We start from the raw sequence: 20,601 nt of genomic DNA on the forward strand, positions 1-20,601 counted from the left end.
GGGCGTCGAGGATGTCGGACGCATCACGGTCCGTCAGAAGCGCAAGGACGACCTTCGTGTACAGGGTCGACTGCAGATACAGCTCCGGCTTCTCCGGTGTGGCGAGCCACCGCTGGACATCGGTGACACCCGCCTCGGTGATCGCGTACCGCTTCCGCTCCGGGCCCTCGCCCGCCTCTATCCCGTCGACCTCCACCAGGCCGTTCTTCAGCAGCCGGGACATCGTCGAATAGACCTGGCCGTAGTGCAGCGGCCGGTCGTGACCGAACTTCTCGTCGAAGGCCCGCTTCAGGTCGTAACCGTGACGGGGCCCGGACTCCAGGAGCCCTAGCAGCGTGTGACCGATGGACATGCCGAGCACTATACACATTGCGTATACATGCCGTGTATACGCAGTGTGTAGACCCGCATCTGTGGAGTTCATCCGCTCGGGCCGGTCCGCACGGGCGTAGCGTTTGACGGTGTTCAGGGCCAGTTGCAGGCGGCGGGCGCATCGAGCAGGCCCACGCCCTGGTTGAGCAGACCGTGGACCTGGCGCCAGCGTTCCAGGGTGGTTTGGGCGCGAGGTCCGTCGTAGACAGGTGCGTCCAAGGGTCAGGTCGTCGGTGCGACCCTGCCCGCCGACCCCCAGGTCGGCGCGACCGCTGTCCCTGGAGTGTGGGCGGCGGGGAATGTGCGGGGCCACCGCGCCCAGGCGATCGATGCCGCCGCGCAGGGCGGGCTGACCGGAGCGATGATCAACATCGACCTGGTCTACGAGGACGTGCGCAACGCTGTCGCGTCACACCCCTCCACCCCCTGAACTGGAACGTGAGGTCAGTGCACGGGTGCTCGGCGACGATCGGAACGGCCTTGGCCATCAAACGTTTTAGTGAACCTCTTTCATCGTGTGCCGTGGGGATGAAACGGGCTGGTCAGGTGGGGTGACATGAAGAAGCCCCTCGTCGTTGGTGTGGTGCTATCACTCAACACGCCATCGGCCGGGGGCTTCCTCGGTTCCGCTTCCTTGCATGCTTGATGTCCCGTACGAGCTGGTCGAGCATGTAACGTGGCTCATCTACGCCCGGAGGCGTGAACTTCGCACTCGCGAGCGCAAGTTGGGGTGCTTCAAGCAGAACCTGCTGGTCCTGACCCATCTACGGAAGAACGAGACACTCGCACAGGTAGGCGCCGGTTTCGGAGTGTCGGAAGCGACAGCCTGGCGGTAAGTGGCCGAGCCCGTCGAGGTCCCGCCGGCCTGGGCGCCAGGCCTGCGAGAAGCCCTCGTGGGCCTGGGCGAGGGAGACTTCGTCATCGTCGACGGGATGCTGATCCCCACCGACCGCATCGAGGCGGACGAGCCGTACTACTCCCAGAAACACAAGAAGCACGGCATGAACATTCAGGTGATTGCCGCCCCGGACGGCACACCCCTGCGGTTCTCCCGCGCCACGCCGGGCCGGACCCACGACCTGACCGCTGCCCGCGCCTACGGGATCGCCCAGGCGTGCCTCACACGAGACGTCCTCATCCTGGCGGACCGCGCCTATCAAGGCGCCGACGCCACCGTCCGCACCCCTACCTACGGCCACCGCGAACTACCCGAGCACTATCAGCAGTACAACCACGACCACGCCCGCCTGCGAGCACCCGGCGAACGCGCCTTCGCTGCCGCAGCGACAGCTTGTCGATCGCGACCCCGCGTCGTTCAGTCATCTGGTCAGCGTCGACATCGGCACCGACGTCACCCACTCGTCCAACGGGAGTGAGCGGCCGGTCCTGCTCGGCATTGCCTGTGATCGGCGTCAGTCCCGCGGCGCCAGGTAGCCGCGGGAGAACGCGACGGCCACGGCGGCTGCTCGGTCGTTGACGCCCAGCTTCGCGTACACGTGCAGCAGGTGCGTCTTGACCGTCGTCTCGCTGATGAAGAGTCGCTTCGCCGCCTCGCGGTTCGTCGAGCCCTGGGCGATCAGCTCCAACACCTCCAGTTCGCGCTGTGACAGCGGTGCTGGGGTTGGTTTGCGCACCTGTCCCAAGAGCCGGGTCGCGACAGTGGGGGAGAGCACCGCCTCCCCGCATGCCGCAGCCTCCACCGCGCGGACGAGTTCCGCCCTCGGCGCCTCCTTGAGCAGGTAGCCGGTGGCGCCGGCTTCGATGGCCGGCAGCACGTCGCTGTCCGTGTCGTACGTGGTGAGCACCAGCACCCGTGACGGCACCCCGCGCTTCGCCAACTCCCTGATGGCGGCGACCCCGTCGGTCCCGGGCATCCGCAGGTCCATGAGGATCACGTCGGGGCGGAGGCGCTCCCCGGCCGAGACCGCTTCCGCACCGTCAGCGGCTTCGCCGACCACCTCGAAGCGCGGATCGGCGCCGAACATGCCCCGCAGCCCGTCCCGCACCACCGGGTGGTCGTCGACGATCAGCAGCGAGATCAACTCCCGCTCCCCACAGGGATCGCCGGCACCGTCACCGTGATCGCGGTGCCCCCGCCCGGCTCGGACTCGACATCCAGCTGCCCCGCGAGGAGCTGTACCCGCTGCCGCATACCGGCGAGCCCGAAACCCCCGTCCGCGGAGCTGCCGGCGCGCTTGGTGTCGGGCAGGAAACCCACTCCGTCGTCCAGTACGTCGAGCGTCACCAGGTCCTCCATGTACGACAGGGTCAGTGAGACCCGATTGGCTCGTGCGTGCTTGGCGACGTTGGCGAGAGCCTCCTGCGCGGTCCGCAGCAGTGCCACCTCGACGTCGGTGTGCATCGGCCGGGCGTCGCCGGTCGTGGTGAGCACCGCCTCGACGCGGTTGACCTCCGACCAGCGCTTGGCCACGTCGCCGATCGCGTCCGGGAGGCGTGCCTCCGCCAGCGCGGACGGCCCCACCGCGTGCACCGTCCGGCGGGCCTCGGTGAGGCTCTCGCGGGCCAGGCCCATCGCGTTCGCCACGTGCCGGCGCGACACCGCCGGTTCGCCCGACGCCTGCTCGGCGGCCTGGAGCTGGGTAAGGATGCCTGCCAGCCCCTGAGCGAGAGTGTCATGGATCTCCCGCGCCATCCGCTGCCGCTCCTCGAGGACGCCGGCCTCGCGGGCCCGCACCAGCAGTTGAGCGTGCAAGCCCGCGTTCTCCGCCAGTGCGGTCTCCAGCTCGACGTTGGCCTTGTGCAACTCGACCAGCGCCCGCTTCTGCCGCTGATTGCGCCGGTCGGACATCACGTCGGCGTGGAAGGCCACCGTGGCCATGACCGTGGTGAGCGCGCTGACGGCGGGCCACTTCCACCACTGGTCGGCCGTGATGTTGGCCGACCCTCCCACGTAGGAGACCGCCGAGACCGCGGACGTCACGGCCACGCCGACGTAGCGCCACCGGCCCTTCAGGTACTGGAAGGCGTGCACGTAGCCGATGAAGGCGAAGAAGCCGAACCAGGGCGTGAGCAACACCAGGCAGGCGGTCACCGCCACGAGCCCCGTGTAGTACAGGCCCATCAGCGGGCCGTTGCCGTGCAACTCCGGATGGAGCGTGTGGAACCACATCACCCACGCGGTGAGCAGGGTCGAGAGCCCCAGCACCCCTGGGAGGTGCACCTCCGCGCTCCAGAGCGGCTGCAGGAGAGTGAACACGACGCTGACCGCCAGCAGCGGGTACGGGAGCACTTTCAGAACCGCGGTCTCCTTGCGCTCCCAGCGGTCGAACTCCTCGCGCAACTCGGCCTCTACACCCATGACCCGCTCCCCGCGGAAGTACCATCTGTCCGGGACACCGACGAGGATCGCCCACCCCAGCGCCAACGGCCAAGTGCGCGGCTGCGGCCAATGACCGGCCGTGGCGTCCTGCAATGATCGCACGCCCGCGCCCAGCGGGGTGAACGGCTGGTACTCGTGCCCGTCGGGTGTCTGCGAATACGCGTTCGCGCAGGGCCCAGGCCGCCCAGGTGTGGGCCTTCCTGTGCGTGGTACGGGCAGCGATGTCTTGGTCATCGGGGTGGGACCCTCCTCGCGGGGAACGGGACCGCCACCGCCCGCGAAGTGGCGGTCGCACGTCGTCTTTCCCTACCTGCGGCGCTCTGACAGGTCGTAGGCCTCCTGCCGGCCCGTCCCGGGGGCGGACGGGTGACCGTCGCCTCCGGTGGCCGAGCGGGCCGCCGCGCCCTGCGCCCGGTCCCCGTGCCCCGGCCACCATGCCGCGTGGCCGATCAGCGCCGTGAGGCTCGGCGTGAAGAACAACGCCATGACGAACGAGGTGATCGCGATGCCGAAGGAGAGGGCGAAGCCCATCTGTGTCAGCAGCGTGTTGCCCGCCAGCATCATGGTGGCGAAGGTCGCCGCCAGGATGAACCCGGCCGTGGCCACCGTGGGCCCCGCGTGCCGCACCGCCATGCTGGCGGCCGCACGTGGATCACGGCCCTCGCGGGCCTCCTCGCGGAGCCGGGCGATCATGAGGATGTTGTAGTCGGTGCCGATGGCGACCACGAAGAGATACATGATCGCCGGGAGCATGAACATCAGCCCCGAGCGTCCCTGGATCTCCTGGAAGAGCCACACGGTGGCGCCCAGTGTGGCGCCGAAGCCGAGGCCCACCGACACCATCAGATACCAGGGGGCGACGACGCTGCGCAGCAGCAGCGCGAGGATGACCATGATCAGAGCGGCGGCGACGGGGAACACTGTCCGGTAGTCCCGGTTGACCGCGGTGTCGATGTCCTTGTAGATCGAGGACAGTCCGCCGACGAGGGCCTTGGTGCCGTCCGGGGCGCTGGCGTGCGAGACGTCCCGCACCCTGCCCACCGTGTCGATCGCCTCGTCCGACGATGCCGCGTGGTCGAGGGTGACGGTGAATTCCGCGGTGGTGCCCTCCTTGTTCACCTGGGCCATGCGGGCGCTCGCCACGCCGTCCACGGAGCGCAGTTCCTTCGTGTAGTCGTTGAACGCGGCGCGGTCCAGCGGTTTGCCGTCGGTGCTCGTCAGGTAGACGTCGGTGGGGGCGGCCGCGCCGGCCGAGTACGCCTTCTGTATCTCGTCCTGGACGACCATCGACTCCTTGCTCTTGGGCATCGAGCCCGAGGTGAGGTCGAAGGTGGCGTTGTAGCTCAGGGTGCCCAGCGACAGCGCAACCAGGACGAAGCCGGACGCGGCGGCCCACAGGGCCGGGCGGCGTTGCACACCGCGGCCCAGGGCGGCGAACCGGGCGCCGGACGGTTCCTGCTTCCACGACGGGGAGGGCCAGAAGATCTTCGGGCCGATGAGCGAGACGACGGCCGGGATCAAGGTCAGGCCGGCGAGCAGCGTGGCGGCGACCGCGATGGCGAGAGCCGGACCCATCTGCCGCAGGAAGCCCAGTGTGGACAGCACCAGCGCCAGGAAGGCGATGATGACCGCGCCGGCGGCGGAGGCGATGGCCTCCCCGACCCGGTCGACCGCGTTGACCATCGCCTGCTTGGGCTCGTCACCGGCGCGCAGGCGTTCTCGGTAACGGAACATCAGGAACAGGAAGTAGTCCGTGCCCACGCCGAAGAGCACGACGATCAGGAGCGACGAGACCGAGCTGTTGGCCTGGAGGTCGAAGAGTTTCGTCGCGTACGCGATCAGTCCGCTGGCAACCACGGACACCATGCCGATCAGCACCAGGGGCAGGACGGCCAGGATCGGCGCCCGGAAGATGACCAGCAGGGTCACCAAAATGATTGCGAAGGTGCCGATACCGATCAACTGCTCGCCACGCTCGGCCGATTCCTGTTGATCGAGGGCCTCCGCGGCGGGCCCGCCGACCTTGACGTCAAGCCGGGTGCCCTTCGCCAGAGTCTTGGCGTCCTCGCGCAGCACCTGGGCCGCGTCGGCCTGAGCGGACTGATCGGCGTTCTCGTCGTCCATCTGGACCAGGGCCATGGTGTACCGGCCGTCCTTGGACGGCTCACCGGATACGACCCGCTCCACCTCGTCGATGCCCCTCTTGCCCAGCTCTGAGGCGATGCGGGCGGCGTCCTTCTGGTCGGCGGCGGTCAGCTTGCCCCCGTCGGTGCGTTGGTACAGCACTGTCGCGGACGGGATGAAGGTGCTGGGGAACTCTTTGTCCTGGAGATCCGCCGCCTCGATGGACTCGTAACTCCTGGGCAGGAAGTCACTCTGGTCGCTGGTCGAGGGAAGACTCGGTGCGGTGGCGGATATCGCGAACGCCGCGATCAGCCAAGCCAAGATCGTCCAGACGGGATGTCGGACGACGGTGTTCCCGATACGTCGGAACATGCGGAAGGGTCCTCCTGGGTGGGAAGATCACCACAGCCCGGGTGAGCTGACCCAGGCATCGGCGACCTCGACCGGCAGTCACTGCGAAGCCGGTCGAACGGTTGTCTACGGGATGGTTGCCTCGATGCCAGTACGAGGTGATCAGCGTCCGGTGATGACGCGCGGCCCGCTGTCTTCGACGAGGTCTCGCGGACCGTCGCGCGCTCGCCGTGATCATGGAACAAGCCTGACGGACCGGGCGCCGCCGCCACATCGTCCATCAGGCCCGAAGTGGCATCGCCCGATCGGTGGATGGCCTGCGACTACCGCGCCCACGGAGCGCGCGCACCTTGACCACGCGCCCCCTGGACCGTCGCGGAAAAAGGATGGTCGCGGTGTTCAACTGAGTCCATGAGGCCGGTGACGCATTGTTATGCGCAAGCGCGAAGAAAGAATTCTTGACGCCCTCAGTTCGCGAGTGGGCGTGGTGGGTTGAACACCGACAGGGCCAACGGACGGCAACGGATCCCCAGTCGCCCTGCGAAAAGCCGGTCGCCGCAAGCTCGTCGAGGTGATCCGGCCCAAGGCCCCGCGCATGGCCGCCCGGCTGATCGACGAGGTCTTCGACGCGCTCGACGAGCAGACCGTCGTCGTTCCCGGCACCGGCACCCTCGACCTCGTGATCCCGTCCCTGGCCCGCTCGCTCGCCGCCGTCCACGAACGACGACGAGCCCTGGAAACACAGATCAGACAGCTGCTGGAGGCTCACCCTCTTTCCGCGGTCCTGACCTCGATTCCGGGGGTCGCGGTCAGGACCGCCGCCACCTTGCTGGTCACCGTCGGCGACGGAACCAGCTTCCCCACCGCCGCGCACCTCGCCTCCTACGCCGGCCTCGCCCCCACGACCAAGTCGTCGGGGACCTCGATCCACGGCGAACACGCACCCAGAGGCGGCAACCGGCAACTCAAACGCGCGATGTTCCTGTCCGCGTTCGCCGCCCTGCACGATCCCGCCTCCCGCACCTACTACGACCGCTGCCGGGCCCGCGGAAAGACCCACACCCAGGCCCTTCTCCGCCTGGTCCGACAACGGATCAACGTGCTGTTCGCGATGCTCCGCGACGGCACCTTCTACGAACCCAGAACCCCACGCCTCGCTTGACGAAAGACATAGAGGCACCCCCCGGATGGGAGCGCGGTAACGACGCGCACGTCGCCTCTCCCGCGCCCCCGTGCGGCTGGCGTGACGCTGCTGCTCACTGGAAGCGTTGCCGTGCGGATAGCGTCCAAGGCTGAGAGGGAAGGTGGCGGAACTTCAGTCCCCCGGCCACTGCCGGGATAAGCTGGACACGGCCGCACGGGAGCGTTCTTGGTCACACTTGAAATCTCGCGTGCGGCCATTTTCATGCCCTGGGCCCGGCCTGTTCCCGCAGGAAAATCAGGCAAGGGTGGAGTCGTGGGGTCCCTAGAATGGCCATCGTGACCGACAACACTCAGCGCCCCGACAGCGGGCCTAACAGCGCCCCCGAACTGCCGACCCAGTACACGCCGGCCGATGTAGAGGGGACGCTGTACGAGAGCTGGGTAGAGCGCGGTTACTTCGAAGCTGACGCGAAGAGCGACAGGCCCGCGTACACCATCGTCATCCCGCCGCCGAACGTCACCGGCTCCCTCCACCTGGGCCACGCCTTCGAGCACACACTCATCGATGCCCTCATCCGCCGCAAGCGCATGCAGGGCTACGAGACGCTGTGGCAGCCCGGCATGGACCACGCCGGCATCGCCACGCAGAACGTCGTTGAGCGGGAGCTCGCCAAGGAAGGCAAGTCCCGTCACGACCTGGGTCGTGAGGCGTTTGTCGAGCGGGTCTGGCAATGGAAGGCCGAGTCCGGCGGTCAGATCGCCGGGCAGATGCGGCGTCTGGGCAACGGCGTCGCGTGGAGCCGTGACCGCTTCACCATGGACGAAGGGCTCTCGCGCGCAGTCCAGACCGTCTTCAAGAAGATGTACGACGACGGTCTGATCTACCGTGCCGAGCGCATCATCAACTGGTGTCCGCGCTGCCTGACAGCGATCTCGGACATCGAGGTCGACTACCAGGACGACGACGGTGAGCTCGTCTCCCTGAAGTACGGCGAGGGTGAGGACACCGTCGCCGTAGCCACCACCCGCGCCGAGACGATGCTGGGTGACACCGCGGTCGCCGTCCACCCGGACGACGAGCGGTACGCGCACCTCATCGGCAAGCAGATCAAGCTGCCGCTGACGGGCCGCACGATTCCCGTCGTCGCTGACACACACGTCGACCCGAAGTTCGGCACAGGTGCCGTCAAGGTCACGCCCGCCCACGACCCGAACGACTTCGCCATCGGCCAGCGGCACGGCCTGGAGTTGCTGACGGTCATGGACGAGCGCGGAGTCATCACGGCCCACGGCCCGTTCCAGGGCCTGGACCGCTTCGAGGCGCGCTCCGCGATCGTCGCCGCGCTGAGGGCCGAGGGCAGGATCGTCGCGGAGAAGCGGCCGTACGTCCACTCGGTGGGCCACTGCTCGCGTTGCAAGGCGACGCTGGAGCCGCGGCTGTCTCTGCAGTGGTGGGTGAAGGTCGAGACGCTCGCCAAGGCCGCGGGAGACGCTGTCCGCGACGGCCGGGTGGACATCCACCCCGCCGATTTGTCGCAGCGGTACTTCGACTGGGTCGACAACCTCAACGACTGGTGCATCTCGCGGCAGTTGTGGTGGGGTCACCGGATCCCCGTCTGGCACGGTCCGAATGGCGAGACCGTGTGCGTCGGCCCCGACGAGCAGCCGCCGAGCGGCGAGGGCTGGGAGCAGGACACCGACGTCCTCGACACCTGGTTCTCGTCCGGCCTGTGGCCCTTCTCCACGCTGGGTTGGCCCGAGGAGACTGCGGACCTGGCCAAGTTCTATCCGAATTCGGTCATGGTCACCGGGTACGACCTGATTTTCTTCTGGGTCGCGCGGATGATGATGTTCGGCCTGTACGCGATGGACGGCGAGATCCCCTTCCACACCATCGCGTTTCACGGCATGGTCCGTGACGAGCACGGCAAGAAGATGTCGAAGTCGTTCGGCAACACGGTCAATCCGCTGGACTGGATGGACAAGTACGGCTCCGACGCTCTGCGGTTCACGCTCGCGAGGGGCGCCAACCCCGGTACCGACGTGCCGATCGGCGAGGACTGGGTCCAGGCGTCCCGGAACTTCGCCAACAAGATTTGGAACGCGACGCGGTTCGCGCTGATGAACGGCGCCACGGTCGAGGGCGAGCTGCCCCCGGCCGAGCATCTGTCGGCCGCGGACCGCTGGATTTTGTCCCGGCTGAACACCGTCGTAGCCGAGGTGGACGCGTACTACGACGACTACCAGTTCGCGAAGCTCGCCGACGCCCTGTACCACTTCGCGTGGGACGAGGTCTTCGACTGGTACGTCGAGCTGTCGAAGACGACGTTCATGGCCGGCGGCGACGCTGCCAAGCTCTCGGCACGCGTTCTGGGCGAGGTCCTGGACGTGACGCTTCGCCTGCTGCACCCGGTCGTCCCGTTCGTGACGGAGACGCTGTGGACCACGCTCACCGGCCGCGAGTCCGTCGTGATCGCCGACTGGCCGACGGACAGCAGGTTCCGCGATGCTGCGGCTGAGGCTGAGATCGAGAGCCTTCAGCAGGTGATCACCGAGGTTCGGCGTTTTCGCTCGGACCAAGGGCTGCAGCCCGGTCAGAAGGTCCCGGCCAGCCTGGACCTGTCGGGTACGCAGCTCGCTGCCCATGAGGCCGCCATCCGTCAGATGCTGCGGTTGCAGCCGGAAGGCGATGGCTTCAGCCCCACGGCGACGCTCCCGGTCGTCGGCGCCACGGTCGCGCTTGACCTGTCCGGCACGATCGACGTCGCGGCCGAGCGTAAGCGGCTGGCCAAGGACCTTGCTGCGGCCGAGAAGGAGAAGGCTCGGGCGGAGGCCAAACTCGGAAACGAGGCGTTCCTTGCGAAGGCCCCGGACAACGTGGTCGAAAACATCCGTACCCGCCTCGCGAAGGCCGAAGAGGACATCGTCCGGCTGCAGAACCAGATCAGCAACCTGCCGCCCGCGTAGTAGCTAGGCCAGCGAAGGAAGCCCCGGACGCATCGTCCGGGGCTCCTTTCGCGAGGACGAGGTCTCCGGTTACGGGATCCTTAGGCCCTCATAGGGGTTCGTCAGAGAGAACTCCCGCTGGCGGGCGACATGTACCCCTCGCACCGGCCGAGGCCCGCGGACCGCAGGCGGGACAGGCGTCCGCCACGGCGACGACGGCACAGCCCCTTCTGCTCAGAGCCCTGCCCACCAGGCGCCGGGTCCGGCTACCGTGGGGGCATGGCCAGGGAACTTCGCATTGAGATCGATGACGAGCAGTGGGCGCAGCTGGAACGCGAAGCGCACGAGCGGCACGAGGATCCGACGGTGTACGCCGGACGCGTCCTGGCTCAGGAGCTCAACAAGGCACGGTTCCTCGAGGGCAGCGCCCTCTTCCTCAGCACTCCCGGGGTGCGCGAAGAGTTCGCCAGCCGGTTCGGCCCGGAACCCGGGCCCACCGCGTCCGCGGCGTAGGGCGGGCAGCGACGCAGTGGACCTCAGGGTAGATCTTCCGTGGCTCATGGAGATCGCCCGCACCCAGCTGGGCGACCCTGACGTGACGGACTGGGGAGCGCTGGAGGCCGCCCGAGCGCGGCACGCCTTCCACGTCATGGACGAACCCGTATACCCACAGCCACATCACCGGGCCGCCGCTCTCTTCCACTCGCTTGCCCGGGTACGGGCCCTGGAGCACAGCAACGAACTCTTCGGCGCGACGGTCGCGGTCGGCTACCTGCACGCCAGCGGCCTGGCCGTACGGTTCACCGCCAAGGAGGCCGCCGACCTCGCCGATCAGGTATCGGCCGGGAACGTGGACGTGCGCGCCCTGGCCGCGGCCCTGAAGGAGTGGACCGAGCGCAGCTGAGCATAGGCTCCGTCCGGTGGAGACGTTGCTGATCATCACGGCTGCCGCTCTGTGGGGCTGCGGGACGGGCGTGCTCATATCCCGTCCCCCGTACCGGTTCTCCGTACCGCTCGAGGAACCCTGGCGGTCGAGCGTGCCCGGCAGGCCATCCCCTCGTTGGCCTCGGGGCCGGATGGCTGGGGCGTGCTCGCTGCGCCAGCGGGGACTCCTACGGGCCGAGCACACTCACCGTCGCCTTCACCACGGCCGTGGTCTGCGCCCTGCTGGCGGCCGCCACAGGGGCCGCCCCGAGCTGGTGGTCTGGCTGGTGCTCGCCCCGGCCGCCGTGCTGCTTGCCACCGTCGACTCGCGGCACACCAGCTGCCCGACGCACTCACCCTGCCGCTTGCCGCCCGCGCGCTCGCCCTGCTGGGCGTCGCCGCCGTGCTGCCCGACGCAGGCGGCAGCTGGACGTCCGCGCTGTTCGGCTCCCTCATTCTGGGCGCCTGCTACTTCGTGCTCTTTCTGATCAGCAAGGGCTTCGGGTTCGGCGATGTGAAACTCGCCCTTGCCCTGGGCGCCGTCCTGGGCTGGTACGGCTGGGCGATCGTCCTGGTCGGGACGTTCGCCGGGTACCTGCTCGGCGCGCCGTACGGCATCGGCCTGATGCTCGTGGGCCGGGCCGACCGTACGAGCAGGATCCCGTTCGGCCCGATTTTGCTCGCCGGGACGCTGGCTGGCGTGCTCTTGGGCTCCTACGCTCCTGAATCCGGGCTTCCGAAGCCGAGGGGACGCTGGATCGGGTGCTGCCTGTAATCCTCCCTCGCGTCTCCGGTGACACGAAGGAGGCCCTCCTCGCGGAGGCGGGCGTCCTGCTGAGCGCCGAACCGTTCTCCGACGAGCTGCTGATCATCGACACGTCGCTCGCCGCCCCCAAGGAGGCCGCACACCGTGTGCGCGAGCAGCTACGCTCCCGACCGACGCACTTCGGGCCGGACAGATGTTCCACTGCCTCCAGCAACGCGAACTGTTCGATGAGAACACCGCGTTCCCAACTGCCTTGGCCGCTGCGGCTTGACGACTTGGAGTCGTGAGGTGTCTACGCGGTCAGAGCACTAGAGAAATCCCTAGGGCCGGTCCCGCTAGCTTATGACCGCGGTGGAGGGACCACCGGATCGGGAGGTGCACAACGTGAGATCTCGCCTGGCGTTAGCCGCAGCGACCACCATCGGAGGCCTCGCCCTCACCCTCGGCAGTGGCGGAACCGCGCAGGCCGCCGATGGACACCCGCCGAGAGTCACCTGGGCCGGGTGCGTTTCGACCGGCGGTGTTGTCGTCCCGATCGGCCTCGCCGGAGCTGTCTGTTGGTGGACAAGCGCCGACGGCAGCATAGAGAGCGCGCAGATCATCGACTTGCCCTGGGGCACCTGACGACCCGAACGAGCCGCCCCGGACGGGCTTCGATCTCCGGGGCGGCCATGCGTTCTTCCGGCCGCGCGGGTGTGTTCGAGCGCACGGCGTCCAGGGGCCGGTGCCGTATCCCTCTGCGCTACACCCGAACGACGACCCGTGCTGCCCGTCGGCTGACGTTGATCTCCGGGAGGTCACGTCACCCTAGGGCCTGTGTGATGTCGTGATCAATTTGTCGATTATACGGGCTGGCTCCGGGCCCGCCCGGCCCCTGGGCGACATGGTCATCCAGAACCGAGAGAGCCACATTGCTCAGCAAGGGGGAGAGAATTGACCCCCGCGGAGTCCCGGCGTCGGTATCCACCAGCGTGCCGTCCTCAGTGAGGATGCCCGCTCTCAGAAACGTCTTCACCAGGGCAAGAACGCGTTTGTCTCCGATGCGGGCCCGTACCCGGTCCATGAGCGCCGAGTGTGAGATTTCATCGAAGCAGGCTTTGATGTCTCCTTCAACAACCCACTCGTAGGAGCGAGTTGCGAAATGGTGCACCTCGGCCACCGCGTCGTGAGCCCGGCGATTCGGGCGGAACCCGTAGGAGCACGGGTGGAAATCCGCCTCGAAAATCGGCTCCAACACCAGTTTCAAGGACGCCTGGGCCACCCGGTCACGGATGGTCGCGATCCCCAGATAGCGGACCTTGCCGCCCGCCTTGGGAATCGTTCGCCGCCGCGCCGGGAGGGGACGGAAGGTGCGGAGCCTGAGATCCTCCCGCAGCTCCGCAAGAAACCCCTCCAGACCCCGCACGGACTCGATGTAGTAGGCGGTATCACCGTCCACTCCAGCCGTGCGCGCGCCCTTGTTGTTCCGCACCCGATCCCAGGCGACCAGCAGAAAGCCCGGATCGGCGACGAGATTGTGCAGATCATCGAACCTGCGATGAGGGTCATCACTGGCCCAACGGTGCAGCTTGGTCTGGATCTCCAGTACCCGGCGTTCCGCCTTGGGTAAGACGTATTCCAGCTCGTCGGTATTCACCAACGACCTCCCGGCATTCCAGCATCCGTACTGCTGACTTGCTGGCCCCCTTCGCCATGCGCGGACCTCTCGTCCGCTCGGACTACTACGGGCCTCCGCCCCATCCCACGCCTTCGACGGACGACGCATCTATCCCACGGACCCGGACGGATTCCGGGCAGTGGGAGTGGTGCGGGATGGTTCCCGTGTTCACGATGAATCGATCGATCAGTCCGGCATCCAGCTTTGCCCCGGCAGCATCGCCACGGTTACGCCGCAGGCTTTCACCATGGCCTCCCCACCGACACACCAAGTCGGCTACGGAGTCAACCCGCACAACAGACGGACTGTGCACTACAACCCGGCCCATATCCACCAGATTTGAGCCGGTGCCACGCTTACGGAGCTTTACCACTGATTCCTCTCGTATGCCCTCTGATCTCGCTCGCCGAACCCGGCCCGTCTGGCAGTTCCGAGCCGTCCCGGCTTTGTCAGCGCTGCTTTCCGCCCTCCCCGGCGTCTCCCGGGTCAGACTGCGCTCAGCTCCCCACCAGCCTGCTGCGACAGCCCGGCGAGGAGGTCTTGCACCTCCTTCGATTCACCGCGCCTCACGGCGCACGAGCGCCTCGTGGCGCACCCACGCGCTACGACTAACGCGACTACATCTTCAACGGCACCCTGACCGTGGCGGCGATCGTCATCTGGCTCCGAGACACCGTCCAAGAGCCATCAGAAGCGACCTAACGGCGAATTCTCAGGCGTCGGCGAAGTCAGTGGCGTCGGCGGTCTGCGCGGTGGCCTCCAGGTTCGCGCGCAAGGCAGCGACCTTCGCGGTGGCGTAGGCGTGGGCGTCCGAGCCGAGCAGCTGGCGCAGCGGGCCCTCGCCGCTGACAACCTGGCGGATGATCGCTTCCGCGCCCTTGACCGGGTTGCCCAGCTGGCTGCCCTGGAGCTTCAGGTGGTTCTCGGTCATCTCACGCAGACCCGGGTACGCATCCGTCGTCGAGGCGGGCAGCGCCAGCGAGTCGGTGGTGAGGAAATCGGTGCGGAAGTAGCCGGGTTCGACGATGGTGACCTTGACGTCGAAGCCGGCCATCTCCTGGGCCAGCGCTTCGGTGAGACCCTCGAGCGCGAACTTGCCCGCGCAATAGAGGCCCCAGCCCGGAACCGCGGTCAGCCCGAGAATCGACGACACGTTGACCACATGACCGCTCTTCTGCTCTCGAAGCACCGGCAGCGCGGCACGCAATACGTTCCACACCCCGACGACCTGGACGTCGAGCATGTCGCGAACCTCGCGGGCACTCGTCTCCTCCACCGCGGCCAGGTAGCCGTAGCCGGCATTGTTGACGACCACGTCGAGCCCGCCGAATCGCTCCGTGGCCTGGCGCACAGCCTGCCGGACCTGCTCGTCATCACGCAGATCAACGGTTAGCGGCAGCAGCCGCGAAGTGTCGACGCGGTCACCGAGGGCTGCCAGCAGCCGCTCCGTGGAACGGGTCGTCGCGGCGACCTGGTCGCCACGCTGCAGCAACTGCGTGACCAGCTCCAGGCCCAGACCGCGGGAAGTACCGGTCACGAACCAGGTCGCGGGTCGATCCGTCGGGAAACTCATGGGCGTCCTTTGTTCACGATTTCGATGATGCGCCTCCGGGCTGTTCCCGTAGTGGCGTGCTTCAACAGTGACCCGCCGCAAGCCCCTCTGGGGGCCTATCTCGCGCCCTGTGGAGGCGCGGTCTTCGAAACCTAGGACTCGCCGGTCCACCCAGGTCCCCGCCGGCTCAGAGATACTCGAACCCGTGAACAAAACCAACCAAGAACTCGCTGATTTCCTACGGCGTGCCCGCAGCCAGATCGACCCCGCCCGCGCAGGCCTGCCCCCCGACGGACGCGTCCGCCGCGTACCCGGCCTCCGCCGCGAAGAAGTCGCCCGCCTCGCCGGCGTATCCACCGACTACTACGCCCGCCTCGAACAAGGCCGCCGCATCACTCCCTCCGCCGCCGTCGTCGAAGCCATCGGCCGCGCCCTCGGCCTCGACGCCGCCGGACGCGCCCACCTCAACGACCTCATCGGCATGACCTCGGCACCCACCCCCCGCCGAAGCCACGACGTCCAACGCGTCCGCCCCGGCCTCTACCAGCTCCTCGACGCCCTCGACGGCGAACCCGCCCTCATCCTCGGCCGCCGCACCGACATCCTCGCCGCCAACCGCATGGCCAAAGCCCTCTTCACCGACTTCGACCAGCTCCCCGCCGCCCACCGCAACTACGCCCGCTGGATGTTCCTCGACGACGACGCCCGAGCCCTCTTCCTCGACTGGCCCGACCAAGCCCGCGCCGCCGTCGAAAGCCTCCGGTTCGAAGTCGGCCGCAACCCCGACGACCGCGCCACCACCGACCTCGTCACCGAACTACGCGAACGCAGCCGCCAATTCGACCAATGGTGGGAACAACACCGCGTCCACCAGCGCACCCACGGCTCCAAACGCCTCCGCCACAACCTCGTCGGAGACCTCACCGTCGAATACGAAACCCTCACCCTCCCCGGCGACCCCGAAACCACCCTGTTCATCTACACCACCGCACCGGAATCACCCTCACGACGAGCCATCGACATCCTCGCCAGCTGGACCGCAACATCCCCCACCCTCGAACCGAACCCCAACATCACCGAGCAGTAACGCCCATCCGAGTTCACCGGCAACAGCAGCATCGCGGGTCGATATCGACCTGCTGCAGGCCGCCGGATCGGCCCGTGCGTCGTTCGCCGACCAGCTGCTGATCATGCGCAGCGCCCTGTAACCGCCCCGGAATCACAAGGGGTTGCTCACTCACACGGTCAAACCACCGTCTGCGGATCATTATCGATGCGGCAGGTGCCGACCGGCTGCCACTGCGTCTGCGCGGCCCGCTGAATCGAGTCCGCCACATTGCTGCCGTCGGCGCCATCCGGCAGAGAGATGTGAACCGCCCCGGTTCGAAAGGAAACTCCGGACTGTCCCGGGCAAGGTGGAGTCGAGTTGCTTGGTTTCAGGCTACTGGCGGGGTGCGGAGTTCGTACTCCACCGGGCTCAGCAGGCCCAGGGCGGAGTGTCTGCGCTCTGCAGGACGCTCACCGAGCACGACTGCAAGATCGCCCCTTCCACGTAATACGCCCACAGGAGGCGCCTCGGAACTCCGTCCGCCCGTTCCGTGCGCGACGAGGAACTCAAGGAGCGGATCCAGGAGGTCTACACGTCCAACTACCGCCTCTACGGGGCCCGGAAGATCTGGCGCGAGCTGAACCGGCAGGGACATGTGGTGGCCCGCTGCACCGTCGAGCGCCTCATGCGCGAGCTCGGCATCACCGGCGCCATCCGGGGCAAGCGCGTCATCACCACGATCCCCGGCGGGCAGGCCGAGCGAGCCCCTGGCCTGGTCGACCGCGACTTCGTCGCCGCCGCTCGCTTCCGGCAGTGGCGTGACGCCGGTGTCTTCGAGGCCCTGCTGGAGGGTCTGATCGCGGAAGCCGCGAAGCGGGGTGAGATCGATCTGGTCCTGGTCAGCATCGACTCCACCACCGCGCGCGCTCACCACGACGCAGCCGGGATGCACCTGGACCAGGACGTCCTCACCGCGCTGGAGAAGGCTGCTACCGAGGCGGAAAGGCCAGGTCAAAAGGGGCAGTCTCGAAGAACAAGACGGACAGGACGCCGAAGCAGATCCCGGGCGGGAAGAACGACGACGCAACCGGCGCCGCCGAAAACTGAGGCTGAAGACCGCCCTCCTGGGACGCTCCAGGGGCGGGCAGACCAGCAAGGTCCACCTCGCCGCCGACCGCAAGTGCCGCCCGCTGGCGTTCGTACTGACCGCGGGCCAGGCTGCCGACAGCCCGCAATTCATCCCCGTCCTGGGGAAGTTACGGGTCCCAGGCCCCGTCGGCCGCCCTCGCACCCGGCCGGACACGGTCGCCGCCGACAAAGCCTATTCCTCCCGCGGCAACCGGGCCCACCTGCGCAGACGCGGCATCAAGGCAGTGATCCCGGAGAAGAAGGACCAGGCCGCCAACCGGAAGAAGAAGGGCTCCAGGGGCGGCCGGCCCGTCAGCCATGACACCGGCCTCTACAAAGAGAGGAACACCGTCGAACCCCTGATCAACAAACTCAAGGCCTGGCGAGGCATCGCCACCCGAAACGACAAGACCCCAGAAAGCTACCTCGCCGGCCTCCACCTGCGCGCCTCGATGATCTGGATCAAAGACCTCACCCGGACCACCAAATGATCACGACTCGATACGCGCCCTAATCGCCGTCATGCACAAGCTCACCATCGCGATCTGGCACATCCTCCGGAACAAGACCCGCTACCAGGACCTCGGTCCCGACTACTTCACCCGCCGAGACCCCGAACGTGCCATGCGCCGGATGACCAAGGAAGCCAACCATCTCGGCCTGACCGTACGCTTCGAACCCATCACCGCGACGGCCTGACCACACACTCAATTTTTCGTGTCAGAGTCTCTCATAGGGGCATCAACAGCTTCTTACTCCGTGCGGAGGCCGTCCGGGCGCATCAGGCGCAGGAGTGGGGGGACGCTGAGGGCTGTCACCACCAGGACTACCGCCGCGCCGATGCCTGTCATCGCCAGGACGCTCAGCCAGTCCACCGTCACCGCGGTGTCCGTCATCTTCAGCAGGACCGCGCCCAGGGCGAGGCCCACCACCAAGGCGAGGACCAGGCCCAGCGCGACCGGGATCGCGGTCTGCCACAGGACCGACAGGCACAGCGTGCGGCGCCGGGTGCCGAAGGCGATCAGCGCCGAGAGCAGCTTCTTTCGCTCGCGCAGTTGCTCCAGCTGGGAGACCAGCAGGCTCGCCCCGATCAGCGCGAGGACACAGGCCGCGCCGACGAACAGCCCGGTGCGGATGGAGTCGAACTCAGCGGTCCGCTCACTCTCCTTGAACACCGTGGGGGGCGCCATCGGGTCGATCTTCGCCGCGGTGTTGCGCACGAGCTCCTGCCCGTCCGGAACCGTCGCGTCGAGCTTGAGGTAGACCACCCCGTTGGCGGACGGGACCGCGGCGGCGGACAGGGCACTCGTGGTGAACAGGAACCCGCCCCGCTGCCAGCCCGTCGGATCCTTGCGCGGATCGGCCTTCTTGATGCCCTGCGGCACCGTCCAGGCCACTTCCTTGCCCTTCCCCAAGTCCTCGAAGAACGGGAGGATGAAGAGCTTCTTGCCGGGTTCGGCGAACTTCGGGGTCTGCGTGTCGTCCTGGGCACCGTGCACGGCGAACACGTCGCCGTCGCGGCACGAGGGCAGCTTCGCCACTTCGCGTAGGTCGGCGCAGTCGCCGACCGTGACTCCCACCCCCGTGTCGGGGTCCTTCTGGTCGGGGCTGAGCCAGGTGTCGGACAGCGCGACGGCATCGCGCACACCGCGGGTCTCGACGAGCTGCTGCCGTGCGTCGGCGAGGGAAACGGTCCTCGGTACGTAGACCTCCATCTGGGCGCGGGAGAGATCCTGGCCGGTGCGCTCCGTGTAGTCGTCCTGGACACCGGCGAACAGCATCTGCAGGGCGATCGCGCCGGCCACCGCGACCGCGATGCCGTTGACCATGCGGGCCGCGGTGCCGCTGCTCAGCTGCAGTCTGCGTAGGGCCAGTTGCCAGGAGACCGGGCCCGAGTTCAGGCGGGCCACGACGGCTTCCACGACCCATGGCAGCAGCGCGGTGATGCCGACGAGGAGCAGGATGACGCCGCCGGCCACCATGTACTCGTTGAATTCGCCGCTGTTGTTGCCCTTGCCGATCATCGGCGCGAGCAGGCCGAGACCGCCGAGCGGCAGCAGCAGCCGCCACCACAGCCGGCGCCGCGTGGGCTTGGCCGTACGCACCACGCCGAGCGGTTCGATGACCACGCCGCGCAGGGCGAGCAGCGTCACGACCACCGCGGCGGCCGGGACCGCGACGGCGATCAGGACGGCGAGTACGGGCGCCGGGTCCAGGTAGCTCGGGAAGACACTGAACCCGAAGAGCTCCACCGAACCGGCGATCTGGCGGCCGATCAGGAAGAAACCGATGCCGAAGAGCAGTCCGAGGAAGGCCCCGGCGAGTGCCTCTCCGGCGGCGATCCGGCGGGTCATCCGGCCGTCGGCGCCGACCAGCCGCAATGCGGCGAGTCTGCGGTCGCGCCGCTCGCCGCCGAAGCGTACGGCCGCGGCGATGAACACCCCGACCGGCATCAGCAGCACCACGAAGACCGTGAGGACGAGCAGAAGAAGGACCGGGTCCAGCTCCTCGGAGGGCCCCTTCGTCGCGTGGAAGGTGTCGATGCGGCGTGCGGTGATGAAGCCATTGTCGATCTGGGCCAGGTTCTGGCCGCCGGTGTAGTAGGCGAGTTCGGCCGAGCCGATCAGGCCGCTCTCCCCGATGGTTCCCGTGATGCGGTACGGCACTCGCTCGCGCAGCAGCTTGGCGTCCTTGGACTCCAGCAGTTCCTTCAGCGCGGGGGACACGAACATCTCGCCCGGCGCGGGGAACTTCTTGAGGCCGGGCGGCAGCGGCGCCCCGGGGCCCTCGGGCTCCAGCTGACGGCCGCGGACATCCAGTCCGCGGAACTCGGTGTCGACCCTGGCGACGAGCACGGTCGTGTCGCCCTTGGGCATGTCGGTCGGACTCTGGCCGACGTCCATACGCGCGTACTCACGGTCGGACCGTGCCTGCATCACGCTCGGGATGGCGGTGGTGAGCAGCAGCAGTGCCACGCCGAGACCCACGCCGACACCGGTGAGCAGGACACGTATCCAGCCCTCCCGGCCTCCGGTGAACGCGAACTTGACGCCCATGGCCAGGTCTCTGGACCACTGCCGCAGCATGGGGGTGTCGTGGCGGGGATCTCCCAAGGAGTTGAGCCTCGGGGAAGTCTCGGACGGGGCGGCGGTGGGCGAGGTGCCGGTGGTCATATCGCGCGCTCCATGTCCCGGGACTTCCCGTCCCGTACGACGATCTCGCGGTCCGAGTACGCGGCCACCCGCGCCTC

The 20,601-nt window shown here is 67.8% G+C and carries 14 protein-coding genes and 7 pseudogenes; 12 read left to right on the forward strand and 9 right to left on the reverse strand.

What is annotated here, in order from left to right:
• On the reverse strand, positions 1 to 352 hold a 352-nt coding region (locus EF387_RS44560), incomplete at its 3' end, for a PadR family transcriptional regulator (protein ID WP_155589837.1).
• A 69-nt stretch (positions 353 to 421) separates the two neighbouring features.
• Positions 422 to 591, reverse strand: a pseudogene (locus EF387_RS44565) (ISL3 family transposase); the annotation flags it as partial.
• A gap of 82 nt (positions 592 to 673) precedes the next feature.
• On the opposite strand from EF387_RS44565, the gene EF387_RS49630 reads away from it, so the two are divergent.
• A complete protein-coding gene (locus tag EF387_RS49630) occupies positions 674 to 802 on the forward strand; it encodes a hypothetical protein (RefSeq protein WP_274388995.1) in 129 nt (42 codons plus the stop codon).
• 150 nt (positions 803 to 952) lie between these two features.
• Positions 953 to 1,649 (forward strand): annotated as a pseudogene (locus tag EF387_RS44570) (transposase family protein); the annotation flags it as partial.
• Between the two features lie 135 nt (positions 1,650 to 1,784).
• Here the strand turns inward: EF387_RS44570 and EF387_RS44575 are convergent.
• From EF387_RS44575 to EF387_RS44585, 3 genes are all read right to left on the reverse strand, one after another.
• On the reverse strand, positions 1,785 to 2,414 hold the full coding sequence (locus EF387_RS44575; protein WP_128382307.1) for a response regulator: 630 nt from the start codon (positions 2,412 to 2,414) through the stop codon (positions 1,785 to 1,787).
• Positions 2,411 to 3,691, reverse strand: a complete 1,281-nt coding sequence (locus EF387_RS44580; protein ID WP_128382308.1) for a sensor histidine kinase — start codon at positions 3,689 to 3,691, stop codon at positions 2,411 to 2,413. The genes EF387_RS44575 and EF387_RS44580 overlap by 4 nt, the downstream gene beginning before the upstream one ends.
• Before the next feature lie 327 nt (positions 3,692 to 4,018).
• A complete protein-coding gene (locus EF387_RS44585; protein WP_128382309.1) occupies positions 4,019 to 6,208 on the reverse strand; it encodes an MMPL family transporter in 2,190 nt (729 codons plus the stop codon).
• 502 nt (positions 6,209 to 6,710) lie between these two features.
• On the opposite strand from EF387_RS44585, the pseudogene EF387_RS44590 reads away from it, so the two are divergent.
• The 6 genes and pseudogenes from EF387_RS44590 to EF387_RS44615 all read left to right on the forward strand — a co-directional run.
• Positions 6,711 to 7,349, forward strand: a pseudogene (locus EF387_RS44590) (transposase); the annotation flags it as partial.
• A gap of 308 nt (positions 7,350 to 7,657) precedes the next feature.
• Positions 7,658 to 10,297 carry a valine--tRNA ligase gene (locus EF387_RS44595; RefSeq protein WP_420802706.1) on the forward strand — a complete coding sequence of 880 codons (2,640 nt, stop codon included), beginning with the start codon at positions 7,658 to 7,660 and terminating at the stop codon, positions 10,295 to 10,297.
• 258 nt (positions 10,298 to 10,555) lie between these two features.
• Positions 10,556 to 10,789, forward strand: a complete 234-nt coding sequence (locus EF387_RS44600) for a hypothetical protein (protein ID WP_128382311.1) — start codon at positions 10,556 to 10,558, stop codon at positions 10,787 to 10,789.
• 46 nt (positions 10,790 to 10,835) lie between these two features.
• Positions 10,836 to 11,180 carry a fic family toxin-antitoxin system, toxin component gene (locus EF387_RS44605; RefSeq protein WP_420802707.1) on the forward strand — a complete coding sequence of 115 codons (345 nt, stop codon included), beginning with the start codon at positions 10,836 to 10,838 and terminating at the stop codon, positions 11,178 to 11,180.
• A gap of 16 nt (positions 11,181 to 11,196) precedes the next feature.
• Positions 11,197 to 11,975 (forward strand): annotated as a pseudogene (locus EF387_RS44610) (prepilin peptidase).
• Positions 11,963 to 12,253 carry a hypothetical protein gene (locus EF387_RS44615; RefSeq protein WP_128382313.1) on the forward strand — a complete coding sequence of 97 codons (291 nt, stop codon included), beginning with the start codon at positions 11,963 to 11,965 and terminating at the stop codon, positions 12,251 to 12,253. Before EF387_RS44610 ends, EF387_RS44615 begins: the two are co-directional and overlap by 13 nt.
• 515 nt (positions 12,254 to 12,768) lie before the next feature.
• Here EF387_RS44615 and EF387_RS44620 read toward each other — a convergent pair.
• Complete coding sequence (locus EF387_RS44620; protein WP_128382314.1) at positions 12,769 to 13,602, reverse strand: reverse transcriptase domain-containing protein; 834 nt, start codon at positions 13,600 to 13,602, stop codon at positions 12,769 to 12,771.
• Between the two features lie 733 nt (positions 13,603 to 14,335).
• Positions 14,336 to 15,196, reverse strand: a complete 861-nt coding sequence (locus EF387_RS44625; RefSeq protein ID WP_128382315.1) for an SDR family NAD(P)-dependent oxidoreductase — start codon at positions 15,194 to 15,196, stop codon at positions 14,336 to 14,338.
• A 184-nt stretch (positions 15,197 to 15,380) separates the two neighbouring features.
• Between EF387_RS44625 and EF387_RS44630 the strand changes: the two genes are divergently transcribed.
• From EF387_RS44630 to EF387_RS46950, 4 genes and pseudogenes are all read left to right on the forward strand, one after another.
• Positions 15,381 to 16,262 carry a helix-turn-helix transcriptional regulator gene (locus tag EF387_RS44630; protein WP_128382316.1) on the forward strand — a complete coding sequence of 294 codons (882 nt, stop codon included), beginning with the start codon at positions 15,381 to 15,383 and terminating at the stop codon, positions 16,260 to 16,262.
• 511 nt (positions 16,263 to 16,773) lie between these two features.
• Positions 16,774 to 16,890 (forward strand): annotated as a pseudogene (locus EF387_RS50325) (IS3 family transposase); the annotation flags it as partial.
• 135 nt (positions 16,891 to 17,025) lie between these two features.
• A pseudogene (locus EF387_RS44640) lies at positions 17,026 to 17,842 on the forward strand (IS5 family transposase); the annotation flags it as partial.
• A 31-nt stretch (positions 17,843 to 17,873) separates the two neighbouring features.
• The gene (locus EF387_RS46950) at positions 17,874 to 18,050 is read left to right on the forward strand and encodes a hypothetical protein (RefSeq protein WP_155589836.1); all 177 of its coding nucleotides are present in this window, start codon (positions 17,874 to 17,876) and stop codon (positions 18,048 to 18,050) included.
• Positions 18,051 to 18,103: 53 nt separating this feature from the next.
• Here the strand turns inward: EF387_RS46950 and EF387_RS44645 are convergent, their stop codons facing one another.
• The gene (locus tag EF387_RS44645; RefSeq protein WP_128382317.1) at positions 18,104 to 20,407 is read right to left on the reverse strand and encodes an ABC transporter permease; all 2,304 of its coding nucleotides are present in this window, start codon (positions 20,405 to 20,407) and stop codon (positions 18,104 to 18,106) included.
• A 113-nt stretch (positions 20,408 to 20,520) separates the two neighbouring features.
• Positions 20,521 to 20,601 (reverse strand): annotated as a pseudogene (locus tag EF387_RS44650) (ABC transporter ATP-binding protein); the annotation flags it as partial.

This window comes from Streptomyces cavernae, from assembly GCF_004023625.1.
Classification (GTDB): Bacteria; Actinomycetota; Actinomycetes; order Streptomycetales; family Streptomycetaceae; genus Streptomyces; species Streptomyces cavernae.

Bases quoted from the DNA above. Each gene is read 5' to 3' on its own strand.
- EF387_RS44580 (WP_128382308.1), bottom strand. From the start codon at position 3,691: ATGGGTGTAGAGGCCGAGTTGCGCGAGGAGTTCGACCGCTGGGAGCGC.
- EF387_RS44585 (WP_128382309.1), bottom strand. From the start codon at position 6,208: ATGTTCCGACGTATCGGGAACACCGTCGTCCGACATCCCGTCTGGACG.
- EF387_RS44595 (WP_420802706.1), top strand. From the start codon at position 7,658: ATGGCCATCGTGACCGACAACACTCAGCGCCCCGACAGCGGGCCTAAC.
- EF387_RS44600 (WP_128382311.1), top strand. From the start codon at position 10,556: ATGGCCAGGGAACTTCGCATTGAGATCGATGACGAGCAGTGGGCGCAG.
- EF387_RS44605 (WP_420802707.1), top strand. From the start codon at position 10,836: ATGGAGATCGCCCGCACCCAGCTGGGCGACCCTGACGTGACGGACTGG.
- EF387_RS44625 (WP_128382315.1), bottom strand. From the start codon at position 15,196: ATGAGTTTCCCGACGGATCGACCCGCGACCTGGTTCGTGACCGGTACT.
- EF387_RS46950 (WP_155589836.1), top strand. From the start codon at position 17,874: ATGCACAAGCTCACCATCGCGATCTGGCACATCCTCCGGAACAAGACC.
- EF387_RS44645 (WP_128382317.1), bottom strand. From the start codon at position 20,407: ATGGGCGTCAAGTTCGCGTTCACCGGAGGCCGGGAGGGCTGGATACGT.